The 17,987-nt window shown below is 57.6% G+C and carries 15 protein-coding genes, 4 tRNA genes and 2 rRNA genes (1 of these 21 only partly in view); all 21 read right to left on the bottom strand.

What is annotated here, in order from left to right; translation table 11 throughout:
- Positions 1–28 precede the first annotated feature (28 nt).
- Positions 29–499 carry a 30S ribosomal protein S7 gene (gene rpsG, locus LJX93_RS02360; protein ID WP_008089143.1) on the bottom strand — a complete coding sequence of 157 codons (471 nt, stop codon included), beginning with the start codon at positions 497–499 and terminating at the stop codon, positions 29–31.
- A 106-nt stretch (positions 500–605) separates the two neighbouring features.
- Positions 606–977 carry a 30S ribosomal protein S12 gene (gene rpsL / locus LJX93_RS02355; protein ID WP_003255492.1) on the bottom strand — a complete coding sequence of 124 codons (372 nt, stop codon included), beginning with the start codon at positions 975–977 and terminating at the stop codon, positions 606–608.
- 211 nt (positions 978–1,188) lie between these two features.
- Positions 1,189–5,388: a DNA-directed RNA polymerase subunit beta' gene (gene rpoC, locus LJX93_RS02350; protein WP_033703491.1), complete on the bottom strand. Its 4,200-nt coding sequence runs from the start codon at positions 5,386–5,388 to the stop codon at positions 1,189–1,191.
- A gap of 64 nt (positions 5,389–5,452) precedes the next feature.
- Positions 5,453–9,526, bottom strand: coding sequence for a DNA-directed RNA polymerase subunit beta (gene rpoB, locus LJX93_RS02345; protein ID WP_047583916.1), 4,074 nt, complete (start codon positions 9,524–9,526; stop codon positions 5,453–5,455).
- Positions 9,526–9,696: a hypothetical protein gene (locus tag LJX93_RS02340; RefSeq protein ID WP_156311420.1), complete on the bottom strand. Its 171-nt coding sequence runs from the start codon at positions 9,694–9,696 to the stop codon at positions 9,526–9,528. Before LJX93_RS02340 ends, rpoB begins: the two co-directional genes overlap by 1 nt.
- Before the next feature lie 50 nt (positions 9,697–9,746).
- A complete protein-coding gene (gene rplL, locus LJX93_RS02335; RefSeq protein WP_033703494.1) occupies positions 9,747–10,112 on the bottom strand; it encodes a 50S ribosomal protein L7/L12 in 366 nt (121 codons plus the stop codon).
- A gap of 78 nt (positions 10,113–10,190) precedes the next feature.
- A complete protein-coding gene (gene rplJ / locus LJX93_RS02330) occupies positions 10,191–10,691 on the bottom strand; it encodes a 50S ribosomal protein L10 (protein ID WP_027595468.1) in 501 nt (166 codons plus the stop codon).
- A 197-nt stretch (positions 10,692–10,888) separates the two neighbouring features.
- Positions 10,889–11,584, bottom strand: coding sequence for a 50S ribosomal protein L1 (gene rplA / locus LJX93_RS02325; RefSeq protein WP_033703496.1), 696 nt, complete (start codon positions 11,582–11,584; stop codon positions 10,889–10,891).
- On the bottom strand, positions 11,584–12,015 hold the full coding sequence (rplK, locus tag LJX93_RS02320) for a 50S ribosomal protein L11 (protein WP_028633698.1): 432 nt from the start codon (positions 12,013–12,015) through the stop codon (positions 11,584–11,586). Before rplK ends, rplA begins: the two co-directional genes overlap by 1 nt.
- A 119-nt stretch (positions 12,016–12,134) precedes the next feature.
- Entirely contained in the window at positions 12,135–12,668 is a 534-nt protein-coding gene (gene nusG, locus LJX93_RS02315) for a transcription termination/antitermination protein NusG (RefSeq protein ID WP_003255501.1), read from the bottom strand.
- Positions 12,669–12,677: 9 nt separating this feature from the next.
- The gene (gene secE / locus LJX93_RS02310) at positions 12,678–13,046 is read right to left on the bottom strand and encodes a preprotein translocase subunit SecE (RefSeq protein WP_027595465.1); all 369 of its coding nucleotides are present in this window, start codon (positions 13,044–13,046) and stop codon (positions 12,678–12,680) included.
- Positions 13,047–13,090: 44 nt separating this feature from the next.
- Positions 13,091–13,166 (bottom strand) — tRNA-Trp (locus LJX93_RS02305).
- A gap of 54 nt (positions 13,167–13,220) precedes the next feature.
- Entirely contained in the window at positions 13,221–14,414 is a 1,194-nt protein-coding gene (gene tuf, locus LJX93_RS02300) for an elongation factor Tu (protein ID WP_028614144.1), read from the bottom strand.
- Positions 14,415–14,492: 78 nt separating this feature from the next.
- Positions 14,493–14,568, bottom strand: a tRNA-Thr gene (locus tag LJX93_RS02295).
- 29 nt (positions 14,569–14,597) lie between these two features.
- Positions 14,598–14,671, bottom strand: a tRNA-Gly gene (locus tag LJX93_RS02290).
- Positions 14,672–14,695: 24 nt separating this feature from the next.
- Positions 14,696–14,779: transfer RNA gene (locus LJX93_RS02285), tRNA-Tyr, on the bottom strand.
- Between the two features lie 152 nt (positions 14,780–14,931).
- Positions 14,932–15,357 carry a hypothetical protein gene (locus tag LJX93_RS02280; protein ID WP_047583917.1) on the bottom strand — a complete coding sequence of 142 codons (426 nt, stop codon included), beginning with the start codon at positions 15,355–15,357 and terminating at the stop codon, positions 14,932–14,934.
- Positions 15,358–15,364: 7 nt separating this feature from the next.
- Complete coding sequence (locus LJX93_RS02275; protein ID WP_033703503.1) at positions 15,365–16,114, bottom strand: pantothenate kinase; 750 nt, start codon at positions 16,112–16,114, stop codon at positions 15,365–15,367.
- On the bottom strand, positions 16,104–17,063 hold the full coding sequence (birA, locus tag LJX93_RS02270) for a bifunctional biotin--[acetyl-CoA-carboxylase] ligase/biotin operon repressor BirA (protein WP_047583918.1): 960 nt from the start codon (positions 17,061–17,063) through the stop codon (positions 16,104–16,106). The genes LJX93_RS02275 and birA overlap by 11 nt, the downstream gene beginning before the upstream one ends.
- Positions 17,064–17,218: 155 nt before the next feature.
- Positions 17,219–17,334, bottom strand: a 5S ribosomal RNA gene (rrf, locus tag LJX93_RS02265).
- A 133-nt stretch (positions 17,335–17,467) separates the two neighbouring features.
- Positions 17,468–17,987 (bottom strand): 23S ribosomal RNA (locus LJX93_RS02260); it runs 2,373 nt beyond the window's last position.

Raw genomic sequence — 17,987 nt, 5'->3', positions numbered from 1 at the left:
AGCCCTCGCAAAATGATTGATGCTTGAATTAGAAGCGGTAGTGCGAGAACGCTTTGTTGGCTTCGGCCATACGGTGAACGTCTTCACGCTTCTTGACTGCAGCACCTTTGCCTTCAGCAGCATCCAGCAGCTCGCCAGCCAGGCGCAGAGCCATCGACTTCTCGCCGCGCTTGCGGGCGTAGTCTACGAGCCAGCGCATTGCCAGAGCATTACGACGGGATGGACGAACTTCAACCGGGACCTGGTAAGTGGCACCGCCGACACGACGGGACTTTACTTCGACCAGCGGAGCGATGGCGTCGAGAGCTTTCTCGAAGATTTCCAGGGGGTCGCTGTTCTTGCGCTCTTTGACCTTGTCCAGTGCACCGTAAACGATGCGCTCGGCCACGGCCTTTTTGCCGCTTTCCATCACGTGGTTCATGAACTTGGCGAGGATTTGGGATCCGTATTTAGGATCGTCCAGAATCTCACGTTTTGCTGCTACACGACGTCTTGGCATGATAAGCCCTCAAACGGTCTTCAGGTTAGCCCGGGACGTGGGTCTGCGACCCCTGCCCGACCTTACTCTTATCGACTCAAAAAAATGGATGTGTGCAAACGGCCGATTACTTCGGACGCTTGGTACCGTACTTCGAACGACCCTGGTTACGGCCTTTAACGCCCGAAGTATCCAGAGAGCCGCGAACGGTGTGGTAACGAACACCTGGCAAGTCTTTTACACGGCCGCCACGGATCAGGACGACGCTGTGCTCTTGCAGGTTGTGGCCTTCACCGCCGATGTACGAGGAAACCTCGAAACCGTTGGTCAGGCGAACACGGCAAACCTTACGCAGTGCCGAGTTAGGTTTTTTCGGCGTGGTGGTGTACACGCGGGTGCACACGCCACGACGTTGCGGGCAGTTCTGCAGCGCAGGAACGTCGGACTTCTCGACCGAACGCTTACGCGGCTGACGTACCAGCTGGTTGATAGTTGCCATCTACTAGCTCCACTGATTGTCTTGCGACTCTATTGTCTTGCAAGAAAGCCAAAAATTGGCGAGACGGAGCCTCACCAAATTTAAGGGTACAAAAGTCTACGGAGGATCTTGCACCCAGTCAAGACGAGGCCCCGGCCATCCCCGCCCGGTCATCGGCAACAATTTATGTCGCCGACGGCCGTTCGGGGCTTGCCGGGGCCCTGCCCTGTACTTAGTTACCGCTGGAATTCAGCGCTTCGGTCAGTGCGGCTTCAACCTCACTGGCGCTCACACGCAGCGGTTTGTCGGCTTCACGGCGACGCTTGCGCTCGCTGTGGTAGGCCAGACCGGTACCGGCCGGGATCAGACGACCCACGACCACGTTCTCTTTCAGGCCGCGCAGGTAATCGCGCTTGCCGGTGACGGCCGCTTCGGTCAGTACGCGGGTGGTTTCCTGGAAGGAAGCCGCGGAGATGAACGATTCGGTCGACAGCGACGCCTTGGTGATACCCAGCAGCACGCGCGAGAACTTCGAGATGAACTTGTCTTCGCTGGCCAGACGCTCGTTCTCGACCAGTACGTGAGTCAGTTCCATCTGGTCGCCCTTGATGAAGCTGGAATCACCCGACTCGGCAATCTCGACCTTACGCAGCATCTGACGCAGGATGGTCTCGATGTGCTTGTCGTTGATCTTAACGCCTTGCAGACGGTAAACGTCCTGAATCTCGTTGACGATGTACTTCGCCAGCGCGCTCACACCCAGCAGACGCAGGATGTCGTGCGGATCGCTCGGGCCGTCGGAGATAACTTCGCCGCGGTTTACCTGTTCGCCTTCGAAGACGTTCAGGTGGCGCCACTTCGGAATCAGCTCTTCGTACGGATCGCTACCGTCGGTCGGAGTAATGACCAGACGACGCTTGCCCTTGGTCTCTTTACCGAACGCGATGGTGCCGCTGACTTCAGCCAGAATCGAGGCTTCTTTCGGACGGCGCGCTTCAAACAAGTCGGCAACGCGCGGCAGACCACCGGTGATGTCACGGGTTTTCGACGTTTCTTGCGGGATACGCGCGATAACGTCACCCACACCGATCTGAGCACCGTCAGCCACGCCGACGAGGGCGTTGGCCGGCAGGAAGTACTGAGCCGGTACGTCGGTACCTGGCAGGTACAGGTCCTTGCCGTTGGCATCGACCATCTTGATTGCCGGACGGATTTCCTTGCCTGCGGCAGGGCGATCCTTGACGTCCAGAACTTCGATGTTGGTCAAACCCGTCAATTCGTCGGTCTGACGCTTGATGGTGATGTTTTCTTCCATGCCCACGAAGGTCACGGTACCTTTCAGCTCGGTAACGATCGGGTGGGTGTGCGGGTCCCACTTGGCGACGATGGCGCCAGCTTCGACCTTGTCACCTTCCTTGACCGAAATCACCGCACCGTAAGGCAGCTTGTAACGCTCGCGCTCACGACCGAATTCGTCGGCAATGGCCAGCTCGCCGGAACGCGATACGGCAACCAGGTTGCCATCGGCGCGCACGACATGCTTCAGGTTGTGCAGACGCACCATACCGCCGTTCTTCACCTGGACGCTGTCGGCAGCCGAGGTCCGGCTTGCAGCACCACCGATGTGGAACGTACGCATGGTCAGCTGGGTACCCGGCTCACCGATCGACTGTGCAGCGATAACGCCGACAGCTTCACCGATGTTGACCTGGTGACCGCGAGCCAGGTCACGACCGTAGCACTTGGCGCAGATGCCGTAGCGAGTTTCGCAGTTGATCGGCGAACGCACGATAACTTCGTCGATGCTGTTCAGCTCGATGAACTCGACCCACTGCTCGTCGACCAAGGTACCGGCCGGAACGATGACGTCCTCGGTGCCTGGCTTGAACACGTCACGGGCAATGACACGGCCCAATACGCGCTCACCCAGCGGCTCGACAACGTCACCGCCTTCGATGTGCGGCGTCATCAGCAAGCCGTGGTCGGTGCCACAGTCGATCTCGGTCACGACCAGATCCTGCGCAACGTCTACCAGACGACGAGTCAGGTAACCGGAGTTCGCAGTCTTCAGTGCGGTATCCGCCAGACCCTTACGAGCACCGTGAGTCGAGATGAAGTACTGCAGTACGCTCAGACCTTCACGGAAGTTCGCGGTGATCGGCGTCTCGATGATCGAGCCGTCCGGCTTGGCCATCAGACCACGCATACCTGCCAGCTGACGGATCTGTGCAGCGGAACCCCGCGCACCGGAGTCAGCCATCATGTACATCGAGTTGAAGGACTCTTGCTCGACTTCGTTGCCTTCGCGGTCGATGACTTTCTCTTTCGAGAGGTTGGCCATCATCGCCTTGGACACTTCGTCGTTCGCCTTGGACCACAAGTCGATGACCTTGTTGTACTTCTCGCCCTGGGTAACCAGGCCGGAGGCGTACTGACTCTCGATTTCCTTCACTTCGTCGGTAGCGGTACCGATGATGCGGGCTTTTTCGTCCGGGATAACGAAGTCGTTAACACCGATCGAAACGCCGGAAATGGTCGAGTAGGCAAAACCGGTGTACATCAGCTGGTCAGCGAAGATAACGGTCTCTTTCAGACCAACCACGCGGTAGCACTGGTTGATCAGCTTGGAGATCGCCTTCTTCTTCATCGGCTGGTTGACCACGTCGTACGGCAGACCTGCCGGCACAACCTGGAACAGCAGCGCACGGCCGACAGTGGTGTCGACGATGCGGGTGTTCTTGGTGACGCTACCATCGCGGTCGTTCACGGTCTCGTTGATACGGACCTTGATTTTCGCGTGCAGGGCGGCTTCGCCGGCGCGGAATACGCGGTCGACTTCCTGCAGGTCGGCGAATACGCGACCTTCGCCCTTGGCGTTGATGGCTTCACGGGTCATGTAGTACAGACCCAGTACAACGTCCTGCGACGGAACGATGATTGGCTCACCGTTGGCTGGCGACAGAATGTTGTTGGTCGACATCATCAGCGCGCGCGCTTCGAGCTGGGCTTCCAGCGTCAGCGGCACGTGAACGGCCATCTGGTCACCGTCGAAGTCGGCGTTGTACGCCGCACAGACCAACGGGTGCAGCTGGATCGCCTTACCTTCGATGAGCACAGGCTCGAACGCCTGGATACCCAGACGGTGAAGGGTCGGTGCACGGTTGAGCAGCACGGGGTGTTCGCGGATGACCTCGGCGAGCACGTCCCATACCTCTGGCAGCTCGCGCTCGACCATCTTCTTGGCAGCCTTGATGGTGGTCGCCAGACCACGCATTTCCAGCTTGCCGAAAATGAACGGCTTGAACAGCTCGAGGGCCATCTTCTTCGGCAGACCGCACTGGTGCAGACGCAGGGTCGGGCCTACGGTAATTACCGAACGGCCGGAGTAGTCCACACGCTTACCGAGCAAGTTCTGACGGAAACGACCTTGCTTACCTTTGATCATGTCAGCCAGGGACTTCAGCGGACGCTTGTTCGAGCCAGTGATGGCGCGACCGCGACGGCCGTTGTCCAGCAGGGCGTCGACCGCTTCCTGCAGCATGCGCTTTTCGTTGCGCACGATGATGTCCGGCGCCGACAGATCGAGCAGGCGCTTCAGACGGTTGTTACGGTTGATCACCCGACGATACAGGTCGTTCAGGTCGGAGGTCGCAAAGCGGCCACCATCCAGCGGAACCAGCGGACGCAGGTCCGGCGGCAGTACTGGCAGGACGGTCAGGACCATCCACTCAGGCAGGTTGCCCGAGCCCTGGAAAGCTTCCATCAGCTTCAGGCGCTTGGACAGCTTCTTGATCTTGGTTTCCGAGTTGGTTTGCGGAATCTCTTCGCGCAGGCGGCCAATCTCGTGCTCCAGGTCGATAGCGTGCAGCAGCTCGCGGACAGCCTCGGCACCCATGCGGGCGTCGAAGTCGTCACCGAACTCTTCCAGCGCTTCGAAGTACTGCTCGTCGTTCAGCAGCTGACCCTTTTCAAGGGTGGTCATGCCTGGGTCGATAACGACGTAGCTCTCGAAGTAGAGAACGCGCTCGATATCACGCAGGGTCATGTCCATCAGCAAGCCGATACGGGACGGCAGCGACTTCAGGAACCAGATGTGGGCAACCGGCGAGGCCAGTTCGATGTGCGCCATGCGCTCACGACGAACCTTGGCCAGGGCAACTTCAACGCCGCACTTCTCGCAGATCACACCGCGGTGCTTGAGGCGCTTGTACTTGCCGCACAGGCACTCGTAGTCCTTGACTGGGCCAAAGATCTTGGCGCAGAACAGGCCGTCACGCTCAGGTTTGAACGTACGGTAGTTGATGGTTTCCGGCTTCTTAACTTCACCGAACGACCACGAACGGATCATTTCAGGCGACGCCAGACCGATGCGGATGGCGTCGAACTCTTCGACTTGACCCTGGTTTTTCAGCAAATTCAGTAGGTCTTTCAAGGCCTTTCCTCCTGGCGGAGCAGGAAGCGGGCTGTGCCAGCCCCGCTCCCCTTCGCGTCACGTGTTATTCGGTTTCCAGATCGATATCGATACCGAGCGAACGGATCTCTTTGATCAACACGTTGAAGGACTCGGGCATGCCCGGCTCCATACGGTGATCGCCATCCACGATGTTCTTGTACATCTTGGTACGGCCGTTCACGTCGTCCGACTTCACTGTGAGCATTTCTTGCAGGGTGTATGCCGCGCCGTATGCTTCCAGCGCCCACACTTCCATCTCCCCGAAACGCTGACCACCGAACTGCGCCTTACCACCCAGCGGCTGCTGAGTAACCAGGCTATAGGAACCAGTGGAACGCGCGTGCATCTTGTCGTCCACCAAGTGGTTCAGCTTGAGCATGTACATGTAACCAACGGTCACAGGACGCTCGAATTTGTTGCCGGTACGGCCGTCGAACAGCACCATCTGGCCGCTTTCTGGCATGTCTGCCAGTTTCAGCATGGCCTTGATCTCGCTTTCCTTGGCACCGTCGAATACCGGGGTAGCCATAGGCACGCCCTTCTTCAAGTTGTGCGCCAGGGCGAGGATCTCTTCGTCGGTGAACTCTTCCAGGCTTTCCTGACGACCGCCGATCTCGTTGTAGATCTCGGTAAGGAACACGCGCAGCTCAGCAGCTTTGCGTTGCTCTTCGATCATCCGGTCGATCTTCTCGCCCAGGCCTTTGGCCGCGAGGCCCAGGTGGGTTTCAAGGATCTGACCGACGTTCATACGCGAAGGTACGCCCAGCGGGTTCAGTACGACGTCGACCGGAGTACCGTTGGCGTCGTGCGGCATGTCTTCGACCGGCATGATCACCGAGACCACACCTTTGTTACCGTGACGACCAGCCATCTTGTCGCCCGGCTGGATGCGGCGGCGGATAGCCAGGTAGACCTTGACGATCTTCAGTACGCCCGGTGCCAGGTCATCGCCTTGCTGCAGCTTGCGCTTCTTGTCTTCGAACTTGTCATCCAGCAGACGACGGCGATCGACGATGTAAGCCTGGGCTTTTTCCAGCTGCTCGTTCAGAGCATCTTCGGCCATGCGCAGTTTGAACCACTGGCCGTGCTCCAGACCGTCCAGTACTTCGTCAGCGATCACGGTGCCTTTCTTCAGGCCCGCACCACCGTCGACCACTTGGCCGTTCAGGGCGGAACGCAGACGCTCGAAGGTTGCACCTTCGACGATGCGGAACTCTTCGTTGAGGTCCTTGCGGATCTCGTCCAGCTGCATCTTCTCGATGGCCAGGGCGCGGCTGTCGCGCTCAACGCCGTCACGGGTGAAGACCTGAACGTCGATGACAGTACCTTTGGTGCCGGTTGGCACACGCAGGGAGGTGTCTTTGACGTCGCTTGCCTTCTCACCGAAGATTGCGCGCAGCAGCTTCTCTTCCGGAGTCAGCTGGGTCTCGCCTTTCGGAGTGACCTTGCCAACCAGGATGTCGCCAGCGCCGACTTCGGCACCCACGTAGACGATACCGGCTTCGTCCAGCTTGTTCAGCGCAGCTTCACCCACGTTCGGGATGTCTGCGGTGATTTCCTCTGGGCCAAGCTTGGTGTCACGCGCCACACAGGTCAGTTCCTGGATGTGGATCGTGGTGAAGCGGTCTTCCTGAACCACACGCTCGGACAGGCAGATGGAGTCTTCGAAGTTGAAGCCGTTCCACGCCATGAACGCGATGCGCATGTTCTGACCCAGTGCCAGTTCACCCATATCGGTGGATGGACCGTCGGCCATGATGTCGTGACGCTTGACCACATCACCTTTGCTGACCAGCGGACGCTGGTTGATGCAGGTGTTCTGGTTCGAGCGGGTGTACTTGGTCAGGTTGTAGATATCTACACCTGCTTCACCGGTCTCGACTTCGTCATCGGCAACACGCACGACGATACGGCTGGCATCGACCGAGTCGATCACGCCGCCACGACGGGCTACGACGCAGACGCCGGAGTCACGGGCAACGTTGCGCTCCATGCCGGTACCTACCAGCGGCTTGTCAGCGCGCAGGGTCGGTACAGCCTGACGCTGCATGTTCGAACCCATCAGTGCACGGTTGGCGTCGTCGTGTTCGAGGAACGGAATCAGCGACGCTGCGACCGAGACAACCTGCTTCGGCGAAACGTCCATCAAGGTGACGTCTTCCGGCGCCTTGACGGTGAATTCGTTCAGGTGACGAACCGCTACCAGCTCATCGATCAGTTGCTTCTTCTCGTTCATCGCGGCCGAAGCCTGGGCGATGACGTGATCCGCTTCTTCAATGGCCGACAGGAACACGATGTCGTCGCTGACCACGCCTTCCTTCACCACGCGGTACGGGCTTTCCAGGAAGCCGTACTGGTTGGTGCGGGCATAGGCCGCCAGGGAGTTGATCAGACCGATGTTCGGACCTTCAGGGGTCTCGATCGGGCACACGCGGCCGTAGTGGGTCGGGTGTACGTCACGGACTTCGAAGCCAGCACGCTCACGGGTCAGACCGCCAGGGCCGAGTGCAGAAACACGGCGCTTGTGGGTGATCTCGGAGAGCGGGTTGTTCTGGTCCATGAACTGCGACAGCTGGCTGGAACCGAAGAACTCTTTCACCGCCGCCGCTACCGGCTTGGCGTTGATCAGGTCTTGCGGCATCAGGCCTTCGCTTTCAGCCATCGACAGACGTTCCTTGACCGCACGCTCGACGCGCACCAGGCCAACACGGAACTGGTTCTCGGCCATCTCGCCAACGCAACGAACGCGACGGTTACCCAGGTGGTCGATGTCGTCGACGATACCTTTGCCGTTACGGATGTCGACCAGGGTCTTGAGGACCTCGACGATGTCTTCCTTGCTCAGCACGCCCGAACCTTCGATCTCGGTACGACCGATACGACGGTTGAACTTCATGCGGCCTACGGCGGACAGGTCGTAACGCTCGGCGCTGAAGAACAGGTTGTTGAACAGGGTCTCGGCAGCATCCTTGGTTGGCGGCTCGCCTGGACGCATCATGCGATAGATTTCGACCAAGGCTTCCAGCTGGTTGCTGGTGGTGTCGATCTTCAGGGTGTCGGAGATGAACGGACCGCAATCGATGTCGTTGGTGTACAGGGTCTCGATACGGACAACCTGCGCCTTGGCGACCTTGATCAGCAGCTCGGTGGTCATCTCGGTGTTGCACTCGGCGAGGATCTCGCCGGTAGCCGGATGCACGATAGCCTTGGCAGTGGTGCGGCCCAGGACGTATTCCATAGGAACGTCGAGCTGCTTGACGCCGGCTTTCTCGAGCTGGTTGATGTGGCGCGCAGTGATACGGCGACCCTGCTCGACAATGACCTTGCCGGTTTCGTCATGGATGTCCATGACCGCGACTTCACCACGCAGACGCTGCGGTACCAGTTCCAGGCTCAGTTTTTCGCCGGAAACGTGGAACACGTTGGTGGTGTAGAAGGTGTTCAGAACCTCTTCGGTGCTGTAACCCAGCGCGCGCAGCAGTACCGATGCCGGCAGTTTGCGGCGACGGTCGATACGCACGAACACGCAGTCCTTCGGGTCGAACTCGAAGTCCAGCCAGGAACCACGGTAAGGAATGATGCGAGCGGAGTACAGCAGCTTGCCGGAGCTGTGCGTCTTGCCACGGTCGTGGTCAAAGAACACACCTGGCGAACGGTGCAGCTGGGAAACGATCACACGCTCGGTACCGTTGATTACGAAGGTACCGTTCTCAGTCATCAGGGGGATTTCACCCATGTAGACTTCTTGCTCTTTGATGTCCTTGATCGCTTTGTTCGACGATTCCTTGTCGAAGATGATCAGGCGCACCTTGACCCGCAGTGGGACCGCGAAGGTCACGCCACGCAGGACACATTCCTTCACATCGAAGGCGGGTTCGCCCAGGCGATAGCCTACGTACTCCAGGGCAGCATTGCCGGAGTAGCTGATGATCGGAAATACCGATTTGAAGGCCGCGTGCAGGCCGACGTCGCGGAACTGATCCTTGGATGCTCCCGCTTGCAGGAATTCGCGATACGAATCCAGCTGGATGGCCAGGAGGTAAGGCACATCCATGACGTCCGGCAACTTGCTAAAGTCCTTGCGGATACGTTTTTTCTCAGTGTATGAGTAAGCCATCAGCGTTCCCCAGCTTGGTCACCTGCTTGTTTGGCTTCTCCCGGCGGGAGCAGCCAGAAAATCGTGCAAACCCCTTGGTTTGCGCCACCCACATGGGTGTCTTGCAGCTCGCTATCGGGGCCGATCTGATCGGCCACCAATAACGGAAAAAGGCCGGTGGCATAAGCCACCAGCCATCAGCCTTGTGCTCAACGCTCAGGCTGGCATCGCAAAGTCGAAATTACTTCAGCTCGACTTTAGCGCCTGCTTCTTCCAGCTTCTTCTTAGCGTCTTCAGCGGCTTCTTTCGAAACGCCTTCAGCTACGACCTGAGGAGCGCCGTCGACTTTCTCTTTGGCTTCTTTCAGGCCCAGACCGGTCAGTTCACGAACGGCCTTGATCACGTTTACTTTCTTCTCACCGGCTTCAAGCAGAACAACGTTGAATTCGGTTTGCTCTTCAACAACGGCAGCAGCAGCAGCTGGGCCAGCAGCGGCAACAGCAGCGGTAACGCCGAAGGTTTCTTCCATAGCTTTGATCAGCTCAACAACTTCCAGAACGGTTTTCTGGCCGATTGCTTCGATGATTTGCTCGTTAGTCAGGGACATGACTTAAATCCTGTATTGGGGTGACAGCCTTCGCAGCCATCAAATTAAACAAATGATTTTGAAAGAGGTTACGCCGCCTTAGGCAGCAGCAGCTTCTTTCTGGTCGCGAACGGCCGCCAGAGTACGAGCCAGCTTGCTGGTAGCGCCTTGAATCACGCTCATCAGACGTGCGATAGCTTCGTCACGGGTCGGCAAGGTAGCCAGTACATCGATCTGGTTGGCGGCAATGAACTTGCCGTCAAACGCAGCTGCCTTGATCTCGAACTTGTCCTGACCCTTGGCGAACTCTTTGAACAGACGAGCAGCAGCGCCCGGGTGTTCGTTGGAGAAAGCGATCAGGGTCGGGCCAGTGAAGGCGTCGTTGAGGACACTGAATTCAGTATCAGCAACAGCGCGCTTGAGCAGGGTGTTACGTACGACACGTACGTAAACGCCAGCTTCACGAGCCTCTTTACGGAGTCCGGTCATTGCGCCTACAGTCACACCACGGGCATCAGCCACGACAGCGGACAGAGCGACTTTGGCAGCCTCGTTGACTTCAGCGACGATGGCCTTCTTGTCTTCGAGTTTAATTGCCACGGGTTTACTCCTGGTTTCTACCGTTTCATCTGGCCGAAGCCGGATGTCGTTTTGGTGTCTGATTCGATAACGAATCGGGAGCACCATCTGCGTAGGCTGGTGGTTTAAGACTTGCGTCGCCTACGGTCTTGGATAGCCCCCGCCAGGCAGGGACCCCAATTTTTGCTGGCAGCACGACACGTCGTGCCGCCATGGTCTTACGCGTTCAGCGAACCTTGGTCGATGACCAGGCCTGGGCCCATGGTGGTGCTCAGGGTAACGCGCTTGACGTAAATACCTTTCGAAGAAGCTGGCTTGATACGCTTCAGATCAGCGATCAGGGCTTCAACGTTTTCCTTCAGCTTGACGGCTTCGAAGCCGACTTTGCCAACGGAGGTGTGAATGATACCGTTCTTGTCGGTACGGTAGCGAACCTGACCAGCCTTGGCGTTTTTGACAGCGCCGGCTACGTCTGGAGTCACGGTACCAACTTTCGGGTTAGGCATCAGGCCGCGAGGACCCAGAACCTGACCCAGTTGACCTACAACGCGCATAGCATCTGGCGATGCGATAACAACGTCATAGTTCAGGTCGCCGGCTTTCATTTCAGCAGCCAGATCGTCCATACCTACACGGTCAGCGCCGGCAGCCAGAGCGGCCTCAGCAGCTGGACCCTGGGTGAAGACGGCAACGCGTACGGTCTTGCCAGTGCCGTGTGGCAGCACAGTAGCGCTACGAACGACCTGGTCGGATTTACGCGGGTCAACGCCGAGGTTGACAGCAACGTCGAAGGATTCGCTGAACTTCACGGTGGACAGTTCGGCCAGCAGCACGGCTGCTTCTTCGAAGTTGTAGACTTTGCCAGCTTCGATTTTCGAAGCAATAGCCTTTTGGCGCTTGGTCAGCTTAGCCATTACACACCCTCCACGTTCAGGCCCATGCTGCGGGCAGAGCCAGCGATGGTGCGCACAGCAGCGTCCAGGTCAGCAGAGGTCAGATCAGCCTGTTTAGTCTTGGCGATCTCTTCGAGCTGAGCACGGGTCACGGTACCGACTTTGACGGTGTTCGGACGAGCCGAACCACTGGTCAGGCCAGCAGCTTTCTTCAGCAGAACCGAGGCAGGGGTGCTCTTGGTCTCGAAAGTGAAGCTACGGTCGCTGTAGACAGTGATGATCACAGGAGTCGGCAGGCCGGCTTCTTGACCCTGAGTACGGGCGTTGAAGGCCTTGCAGAATTCCATGATGTTCACACCGTGTTGGCCCAGTGCTGGACCAACGGGTGGGCTTGGGTTGGCCTGGCCGGCCTTAACTTGCAGCTTGATGTAAGCCTGAATCTTCTTAGCCATGAGCTACTCCAAAATCGGGTACGAACGCCAGAAGGCTCCCCGGATGACTTGCGTTTTATCCCAGTGACGACAAAACCCCGCAGCACACAGGGCTGCGGGGTATGGGATGCTTCGTCCGCCTAGACCTTTTCGACCTGGCTGAACTCGAGCTCTACCGGGGTAGAGCGGCCGAAAATGAGCACCGCCACCTGGAGGCGACTCTTTTCGTAGTTAACCTCTTCGACACTGCCATTGAAGTCTGCGAACGGACCGTCAATGACTCGAACCACTTCACCTGGCTCGAACAGCGTCTTCGGCTTCGGCTTGTCGCTACCATCGGCAACGCGACGCAGGATAGCCTCAGCTTCTTTATCAGTGATTGGCGCAGGTTTGTCTGCGGTACCACCGATGAAGCCCATCACACGAGGGGTATCCTTGACCAAGTGCCAAGTCCCTTCGTTCATCTCCATCTGGACCAGTACATAGCCAGGGAAGAATTTGCGCTCACTCTTGCGCTTCTGGCCGTTACGCATTTCAACGACTTCTTCGGTCGGAACCAGAATTTCGCCGAAACCGTCTTCCATGCCAGCCAGCTTGACGCGCTCGATCAGCGAGCGCATCACATGCTTCTCGTAACCCGAGTAAGCATGCACTACGTACCAACGCTTAGCCACGGGACACCCTTAGCCAACAATCAAGGAGACCGCCCAGCCGAGCAGGGAATCAAGACCCCACAACAGCAGCGCCATAACCAGAACTACAGCCACGACAATCAGCGTGGTCTGAGTGGTTTCTTGGCGGGTCGGCCACACGACTTTACGGATCTCGGTACGAGCTTCCTTCGCCAACGCAAAGAACGACTTACCCTTCGCAGTCTGCAGGGCAACAAAGCCAGCAGCCGCAGCCAGGGCGAGCAATGCAAGGACGCGATACAGGATTGGGGAGGCGGAGTAATATTGATTACCCACGACGCCAACAACCACCAAAGCAACTACAGCCAGCCACTTGAACAGATCAAAACGCGATTCTTGGGCTTCAGTTTTGGGAGTCATCGGGGAGGATCCTGTGAGAAGAAAGCCAATCACACCGAAGTGAATGGCAGGTCAGGAGGGAATCGAACCCCCAACCTACGGTTTTGGAGACCGTCGCTCTGCCAATTGAGCTACTGACCTGTAACGCTGTATCAGGCCGGCCATTATACCGGCCTGATCAAGTAAATCAACTACTTATTCGATAATTTTTGCTACGACGCCTGCGCCGACGGTACGACCGCCTTCACGGATAGCGAAGCGCAGACCGTCTTCCATTGCGATGGTCTTGATCAGCGTGACAGTCATCTGAATGTTGTCACCTGGCATTACCATTTCAACGCCTTCCGGCAGTTCGCAGTTACCGGTCACGTCAGTGGTACGGAAGTAGAACTGAGGACGGTAGCCTTTGAAGAACGGAGTGTGACGGCCGCCTTCTTCCTTCGACAGGACGTAGACTTCTGCGGTGAACTTGGTGTGCGGCTTGACCGAACCTGGCTTGACCAGAACCTGGCCACGCTCAACGTCGTCACGCTTGGTACCACGCAGCAGAACGCCGCAGTTCTCGCCAGCACGACCTTCGTCCAGCAGCTTGCGGAACATCTCAACACCAGTGCAGGTGGTGGTGGTGGTGTCACGCAGACCAACGATTTCCAGCGGATCCTGAACGCGGACGATACCACGCTCGATACGACCGGTAACAACGGTACCACGACCCGAGATCGAGAATACGTCTTCGATTGGCATCAGGAACGGCTTGTCGATAGCACGCTCTGGCTCTGGGATGTAGCTGTCCAGAGTTTCAACCAGCTTCTTGACGGCAGTGGTGCCCATCTCGTTGTCGTCTTTGCCTTCCAGCGCCATACGAGCCGAACCGATGATGATCGGGGTGTCGTCGCCTGGGAAGTCATAGGTGGACAGCAGGTCGCGAACTTCCATCTCGACCAGTTCCAGCAGCTCAGCGTCGTCTACCAGGTCAGCCTTGTTCAGGAAGACCACGATGTAGGGAACGCCAACCTGACGGGACAGCAGGATGTGCTCACGGGTTTGCGGCATCGGGCCATCGGCGGCCGAGCAAACCAGGATCGCGCCATCCATCTGGGCGGCACCGGTGATCATGTTCTTCACGTAGTCAGCGTGACCTGGGCAGTCGACGTGAGCATAGTGACGAATGTTCGAGTTGTACTCGACATGAGCGGTGTTGATGGTGATACCGCGCGCTTTTTCTTCTGGAGCCGAGTCGATCTTATCGAACTCAACGACTGCCGAACCGAAAACCTCGGAGCAGACGCGAGTCAGAGCTGCAGTCAGAGTGGTTTTACCATGGTCAACGTGGCCGATAGTGCCAACGTTCACGTGTGGTAGGGAACGATCAAACTTTTCCTTAGCCATCGATACAATCCTCCGCAGAAGAAATAGTCTTACGCTGATAAAACAAAGGCAGATATTTTCATATCTGCCTTGTTTATATGGAGCTCTTGAGCGGACTTGAACCGCTGACCTCACCCTTACCAAGGGTGTGCTCTACCAACTGAGCTACAAGAGCGAAACACTTTGCGCAAAACCCAGCAAACTTGGAGCGGGTAGCGGGAATCGAACCCGCATCATCAGCTTGGAAGGCTGAGGTTCTACCACTAAACTATACCCGCGGAGCTTGCGGCTCTCGCTAAAACTGGTGGAGGGAGAAGGATTCGAACCTTCGAAGCTCTCGCAACGGATTTACAGTCCGTCCCCTTTGACCGCTCGGGAATCCCTCCAGATGTGGCCGGCATTCTATTTGGCTGCCGCCCTAGTGTCAAGCTATTTTTCAAATTTTTTCAATCAAATCTGAAACTTAGCTGCGTTGACACCGCTTCCAGTTCCGCCACCTGAGTGGTGTTCCCTGTGAAGCGGGCGCCATTCTATCAAGCTATTCGCCAGTTGCAATACCCTGGCAGAAAATAATTTTATGTTTTAAGTCTTTGAAATCACTGGAAAGTGCGGCGAGTACGGTTTGGTCCAGCAACCGCTCGCTTTCCGGGGAAACCTTAAGCCAGAGACCATCGGCCCCCGGCAGCTGACCCAACACCGGCAATGCATTGATATCCAGGCTCAGCAAGCGCTGACGCAGTGCATCAAGCTGCTCTTTACCCGCCAGGCCACCGACAACCAGGCACTCATCGCGACGTCGGGCCGGTGTGGACACGCCTGTTTCACGCAGCAGGCGGATCTCTTGTTGGTTACCTTTGTACAACGATAGCGGGGCGACATCCTTGACCTTGAGCGGGGCTTCCTGTTGATGCCAGACGTAATAGAAGACGTTGAGCACCAGCAACAGCAGAAACAACCAACGCATAAGCACCTCAGTCCAATGGGCAGGCCATTGCCAGGCCAACGAATACCAGGTCAGGGACCACCCGCGCCTGCGGCGCAGCTTCACGCACCAACGGCGCATCCCCGCCGGTAAGGAACACGGTAAAATCCTCCCCCCACAGCGCACGCGCCTGTTCGAGCTGAGTCCGAGCAAAGCCTTGCAGCATTAATACGCAACCACGCTCCACAGCCTCGACGGTTGAGCGCCCCGGGGCAAGGCTGGTCAATGCACGCGCTGCCGAAGCATCGTCATAGCGGATACGCCGGGTATGTGTACGCAACTGACTACGCATCAGCGGCATCCCCGGACAGATATAACCACCCAGGTGCTCGCCATCGGCGGCGATGAAGTCAGCCTTGGCGGCGGTCCCCAGGTCGATCACCAGGCAAGCACCCTTGGCCAGGTGAAACGCACCCAACGCTGCGAGCCAGCGATCCATGCCCAGGCGTTGATAGTCTTCATAGCCGTTACGCACCCCCGCTGCTTGCTGCGCAGGCTCTGCGACTTGCGCCACCACACGGAATGCCTGGCCGATCAGCGCACAAAGTGCAGCAGTTTCTTCCTCGCTGCGCACACTGACAATACGGCAACCCGACAAACGCAGCGACGCCAAGGTACTGACCTCGGCCACCAGCGACTGGTCCGAATCGACAATACCGCCGCCCACGATCGTAGCGTCGCCAGCATGAATGACCCGCCACTTGATAAAGCTGTTACCGCAATCGAGCTCAAGAATCATCACGCAACCTCAAACTGAGCTCACCACCGCTGAAGCTCTTTTCCACACCGTCGACCTCAAGGCGCAAGCCGCCCTGCCCGTCCACACCAAGCACCACCCCATCGATCCGGGTGCTGCCGGCAACCAGCGATACGTTACGCCCCTGCCATAGATGCGCTTGCTCCCATTCCTCCTGGAATGCGGCAAAACCATAGCGGCGGTGACGCGCCAATTCATGTTGCAGTTGCTGGCTGAGCATCGCCACCAAGTGATTGCGATCAATTGCGGCGCCAACCTCACGTCGCATCGAGGTCCACGCCTGGTCGACCTGGTCATTGGTCTGCATGTTCACATTAATGCCAATACCAAGCACCACGTGACAGACGTCTGCCGGGTCGCCGACCAGCTCAAGCAAGATGCCCGTGATCTTCTGCCCACGCACAAGCACATCATTGGGCCATTTGAGCCCCACATCCTTTACACCGAAACCTTGCAGCGTACGCATTACCGCCAACCCCACCACCAGGCTCAGCCCTTCGAGCTGGCGCATGCCGCCTTCGACCCGCAAGACGAGGCTGTAATAGAGGTTTTCTGCAAAGGGGCTTACCCATTGACGACCGCGGCGGCCACGCCCGGCATTCTGGCGCTCGGCCAGCACCAGAAAAGGAGCAGCCTGCCCCTCACCCGCAAGCCGCAGCCCTTCGGCGTTGGTCGAATCAATGGTTTCGTGGATGAAAACTGGCCACTGCTCGCCCTCGGCAAACTCGGCGATCGCCTTCGCTTCGAGCAGGGCCAGAGGCGCCGCTAACTGGTAGCCGCGGCCACGAACCTTGTGAATGGTGAGGTTCAACTCAGTCTCCAGGTGCTGCAGCTGCTTCCAAACGGCGCTGCGACTCACCCCGAGGGCTGCCCCCAAGGCTTCTCCGGAATGGAACCGGCCATCCTTGAGGAGATTCAACAACTTCAGCATGCCAGTCTCGACTTGGAATAAGGCTGGCATGATAGCTATGGGTAGTGGCCTTGCATAGGAAAAGGGCCGCCCGCAGACGCTACCAACAGGGAGTTTTCCAGCCGCAAAGACAAAACCCCTACCTGCTTGCGCAGATAGGGGTTTTGCGAAATGAATCTTGACGATGACCTACTCTCACATGGGGAGACCCCACACTACCATCGGCGATGCATCGTTTCACTACTGAGTTCGGGATGGGATCAGGTGGTTCCAATGCTCTATGGTCGTCAAGAAATTCTGTTGCCAGAACGTCCAGATGGACAGCCTAGCGAATTCGGATATGTGATGTTGTGATGTACATTCGAACTTTCGGTTCGTGCGTCTTCACCACCGCAATCTGCATGAGCAAATTGCTTGGGTGTTATATGGTCAAGCCTCACGGGCAATTAGTATTGGTTAGCTCAACGCCTCACAGCGCTTACACACCCAACCTATCCACGTCGTAGTCTTCGACGGCCCTTTAGGGGATTCTAGATCCCAGTGAGATCTCATCTTGAGGCAAGTTTCCCGCTTAGATGCTTTCAGCGGTTATCTCTTCCGAACATAGCTACCCGGCAATGCCACTGGCGTGACAACCGGAACACCAGAGGTTCGTCCACTCCGGTCCTCTCGTACTAGGAGCAGCCCCTCTCAAATCTCAAACGTCCACGGCAGATAGGGACCGAACTGTCTCACGACGTTCTAAACCCAGCTCGCGTACCACTTTAAATGGCGAACAGCCATACCCTTGGGACCGGCTTCAGCCCCAGGATGTGATGAGCCGACATCGAGGTGCCAAACACCGCCGTCGATATGAACTCTTGGGCGGTATCAGCCTGTTATCCCCGGAGTACCTTTTATCCGTTGAGCGATGGCCCTTCCATACAGAACCACCGGATCACTAAG

Source organism: Pseudomonas sp. HN2-3 (assembly GCF_020691745.1).
Classification (GTDB): Bacteria; Pseudomonadota; Gammaproteobacteria; order Pseudomonadales; family Pseudomonadaceae; genus Aquipseudomonas; species Aquipseudomonas capeferrum.
Note: the sequence above shows the minus strand (reverse complement) of the source record. Positions and strands in the feature narration are given on the sequence as shown.